This window comes from Schlesneria sp., assembly GCF_036405755.1.
GTDB classification, from domain to species: Bacteria; Planctomycetota; Planctomycetia; order Planctomycetales; family Planctomycetaceae; genus Schlesneria; species Schlesneria sphaerica.
Genome location: NZ_DASWWZ010000477.1, coordinates 1 through 3,767, shown reverse-complemented (window position 1 = coordinate 3,767; position 3,767 = coordinate 1). Strand labels below are relative to the sequence as shown.

The 3,767-nt window shown below is 57.4% G+C and carries 3 protein-coding genes; 1 reads left to right on the top strand and 2 read right to left on the bottom strand.

The features are described from left to right. Positions 1-673, bottom strand: a 673-nt coding sequence (locus VGE80_RS16190; RefSeq protein WP_440593391.1) for a serine hydrolase domain-containing protein, incomplete at its 3' end; no start/stop codon positions are given. Positions 674-874: 201 nt separating this feature from the next. Beyond that, positions 875-1,945, bottom strand: coding sequence for a hypothetical protein (locus VGE80_RS16185; protein ID WP_440593390.1), 1,071 nt, complete (start codon positions 1,943-1,945; stop codon positions 875-877). 277 nt (positions 1,946-2,222) lie between these two features. Between VGE80_RS16185 and VGE80_RS16180 the strand changes: the two genes are divergently transcribed. Continuing rightward, positions 2,223-3,290, top strand: coding sequence for a lysylphosphatidylglycerol synthase transmembrane domain-containing protein (locus VGE80_RS16180; protein WP_440593389.1), 1,068 nt, complete (start codon positions 2,223-2,225; stop codon positions 3,288-3,290). Positions 3,291-3,767 lie beyond the last annotated feature (477 nt).

The window sequence follows — 3,767 nt, the reverse complement described above, 5'->3', positions numbered from 1 at the left end:
TGCTGAGTCCGTAGCCCCCGGTCGAAATTCCCTGGGGACTTGTCTCCCACTGCGGATTCTCGATACCGAGGGGATCGAAAAGTCTGGGACGCAGATAGTCAATCAGCTTGACTCCCGTCACTTTCTGCACGATGGCCGACTGCATGTAGGTGGCTGAAGTGTTGTAGAGAAAGTGAGTCCCCGGTTTGAAGGGGACAGGATGTTCGAGAAACGACCGGGTCCAGGGGACGCTGTCGGTCCGGAGTGGCTCGCTCTGATGTCCCGTCGCCATTCTCAGCAAATCACTGACTCGCATTGCCTGCAGATGATCACTCGGCGCGGCAGGCACATCTTCCGGAAAGAATTTGACGACCGGGTCGTGGAGGCTCAACTTGCCCTCTTCAATGGCCAGCCCGATCGCGGTCGAGGCGAAACTTTTACTGAGAGAATAAAGGGAATGCCGTGCTTCCGCGTGGTAGGGAGCCCACCACCCTTCTGCCACTACATGACCGTGCCGGACCAGCATAAAGCTGTGGAGAGAATCAAACTGACTGTCGGCCGCTTCAACAAACGACAGAACCGCAGCCGACGAGATCCCCTGCTCTTCGGGAGTGCTCCGTGGCAAGTCTTTTCCGCGAGAAACGGTGGGAATCAGGAGCATCGCGGCGAGCGCAACCGTGATCGGGAACTTCATGGTCAGGTCCTGCAGATTCAAGTTCGTAGATTCGTAGATTCATGGAACAGCAATGTCACGCGAAGTGTCGCTGAAATCCCGATAACAGGACAGCCTTGCGACTGAAATTGCTGACTTTCTCGGCCGTTTTCCGCATGATCGGGGCACGTTCTGGAAGAGCGAAAAGGGAGGACGAGCGGAGCCCCCTGCCGGACGAGGTTTTCACTCCGAGGTGGCTGTGGTCTCGGGTAAGGCCAACGCCAGCGCGATCGTAGCCCAGCTTGCCGTCGCGCTGGAGAGGAACTGATCCTTACCGTGCGGGTAGCCCGATTCGAAATACGACTGCAAGGCCTTGGCACGCGAGACCACATGCCATGACCCATCGTCGTGCTGCTGTGAGATCAGATAGGCCAACCCCTGCTGGTAGACCGGATCCGAGGTCGCAAGACCTCCTGCTTCATGCAGAGCGACCAGCGCCGTGCTGGTCGCGTACGCGTCGCCATTCATTCCCGTCACCTGTGACCAACTGCCGTCCTCGTTCTGGCTTCGCTTCAGCTCGTCGACCGCCAGATCGACCGAGGGAGCCCGCCCTTGCAGCAGGTGCAGCAGACGCAACCGGAAAACGCGATCCTCGTGATCCTGAGGCTCAGCCTTCTGCAGCCATGACTGAATCTGCTCGATGCGTGCGTCGATGAGTTCCTGCTGTTCATCAGTCCCAAACGTTTTGAGACCCCGGACCGCGACATAGGTGGATGTGAAATAACTCTGTTCGCTGGGAGGGCGGCTCGCTTCCGGTTCGTAGTGGTCGAGCTGAACCTGATGAATCAGCAGGTACTCGACAACTGCGGCGGTCGTCTCGTCCGCAGGCCAGTTCCCCTTGTTCAGGGTCCACAGGGCGTAGCCAGCCGTATCGACCTGTCCTCCCTGCCCCTCACCATCCCGGTATCGCTTTTTGTTTCGCGCAAGAAAATCGGCGGTAAACCGAAGGATCTCGGCCTGAAGTTCAGCGTCAGTCTGGAAGCCGCGTGCTTGGGCTTCAGTCATGGCCATCAGGGGCAGTCCCTGATTGTGGCAATTAAAACATTGCTTGCGATGTTCTAACGAGCCCCGGGCTCCTTTCTCGAGCAAAGGGAGCGATTTGCGGATCGCGGCTTTGATCGCCGTCTCGGTGGGGCCGCCGCCGTCACCCGCCGTGGCGATTGCCCAGGGAGGGAAAAGAAACAGGAGACTGCCGACCACAGCCATCCCGCAAGCGACTGAGGCAATCCACCGTTCTGAATCTGGTATGCTCATGACGATGCCCTGACAGCGGACGGAGGGTGAGACTCAACCTGATCACCCCTTCTTTCAGGCACGTGCGCGACGATCGTGCCCGCGTTTCGATCATACCGGTCCGTTGATGGCGATTGAACCTCTGCGTTCACTTGCCACGATGCCGATCGGAGAGCAGGGTTGGCCAGGACGATATGGTATACATTTTTTCAGTATTGGCTGGTTGGCAATTTTTGTTTCAGGTTACCATCATGTTTCACCGCACGGATGAATGTCCTCACTAATAGATTCTCTCCAAATGTCGTCTCCTGCCAGCCAATTTTCACTCCACGGCAACCGTTGGGTTCATGTCCTGTTTGGGCTCGTCGTGTCCGGTCTTTGTCTCTGGTTTGCCACGCGGGAACTTCTGTCCGATCCGGAAGCGTTTTCCAAAGCGGGAAACGCGTTTGCGGATGCGAACTACTGGACTCTGGTTCCAATCATGATCGCGACCGGCGTCTTTTATTGGCTCAAAGCCTTACGCTGGCGACTGCTGCTGTCTCCGATCGGTCAGTTCAAAGTGGGACGCGACCTCTTTCCGTTCGTGATGATGGGGTTTGGTCTAAACAATGTCCTTCCCGTTCACATGGGTGAAGTAGTTCGGGTGCTGCTGTTCGCACGACATGCCAACCTGAAAGTGTCTACGGTGGCTTCGTCAGTGGTGCTGGAGCGAATATTTGACTCGATCACGGTCCTGACGCTGCTGAGCGTCGGGCTGGTGTTTGTTGACGGGTTGAATCCGAGCGTCCAAACCAATACGTCCATTGTCGCGGTCTGCGTGGGATGCCTGGTCCTGACATTGCTCCTGTATGTCTTTTACTTCGCTCTGTGCATCCGCATCGTCAACGCGGTTCTCTCGCCGATTCTTCCTGCGTCGTGGCTGGAAAAGTTGCACCATCTGCTGGAAGCAGGAGTGACGGGGCTGGCCGCCGTGAAGCAGCCTCGATTGCTGGCGGGCATCATGGCCATTTCGCTTTGCAGCTGGATGATCAACGGGTTCGTCATCCATCTGGCGCTCAAAAGCTTTGGTCTGCCCAACAGCCTGCTGATCTCGTGTATCGTGCTGGGACTGACCGCTGTCGGTGCTGCGGTCCCTTCGGCCCCCGGCTACGTCGGCGTCATTCAGCTTTGCTTCACGATGGTGTTGAGTGTGTTCTCAGACGACTATCCCGGAATCTTCGCCGCTTCCGTCTACTACCACCTGACGGAGTACATCATCGTGACGCTCACCGGGATTTACTTTCTGAACACGACCGGGCGGGGCCTGAAGAAGCAGAGCCTTGATCTTCCGTTTACCCCGCCCACCGCCGCGGCAGAGCCGGAATAATTCTCGGCATCCATTCGCTGCTGTTCCGAGGTCTCCTTGATCCGGCCGTGATCCGCCTGTGCGTGGCTTCGGGACCGGGCATCGCCCTCTCGGGTGGGTCCAAGACGGGTCTCTCGGCGACAGTCCGCAGTCGAGTCCCCGGCGGCGACGCTCCAGTTCCCGGTCGGCCTGATTCCCTGCGCGCCATAGTGAGCGTTAGGGACTCAATCTCGTACGGAGCGAGTTCTGTGGCTCGCTCCTCTCATAAACCCTGATTTTGATAGCACATAGAGTTCTCTTACGGGAAAGCTAAGGGGACATCTAGCGTCCGGCGCAGAAGTTGCCTCTGGGTATTCGCATGACGTGATGCGTTGTTCAAACCCCACAGGAGATCAGAATCATGGCTACGATGACCGAACAGATGAAGGACAAAGGCAAAGAAATCGGCGCCCAGGTATCAAACCAAGTGGGAAAGTCGGTTGAGGGGATTCGGGACGC

Coding starts and splice junctions, on each gene's coding strand:
- VGE80_RS16185 (WP_440593390.1), bottom strand. CDS start 1,945: ATGAGCATACCAGATTCAGAACGGTGGATTGCCTCAGTCGCTTGCGGG.
- VGE80_RS16180 (WP_440593389.1), top strand. CDS start 2,223: ATGTCGTCTCCTGCCAGCCAATTTTCACTCCACGGCAACCGTTGGGTT.